Raw genomic sequence first — 273 nt, 5'->3', positions numbered from 1 at the left:
CCCCGCTTCTGGCCCCCATTGGGGCTCCCCCCCCCCCACGGCCAGGGACTCGCGTGATTGGCGGGCCGACACCCGTGACGGAATGGACGACACGCGTGACTGGCCGGACGGCACGTGTGACTGGCCGGACGACGCGCGACGCGCTACGGCCGCGAGCGTGGCGTCCATCGGATCACGCGTGGCGTCCGGCGGATCACGCGTGTCGGCCATTGGGTCACGTGTGGCGGCCGGGGCCGGGCCAGGGCTCGTGAGTGGCAGGGACGGTTCTAACCG

The sequence above is a fragment of the Amycolatopsis sp. NPDC057786 genome, assembly GCF_042797905.1.
In the GTDB taxonomy this organism is placed as follows: Bacteria; Actinomycetota; Actinomycetes; order Mycobacteriales; family Pseudonocardiaceae; genus Amycolatopsis.
This window is presented reverse-complemented; position numbering follows the sequence as displayed.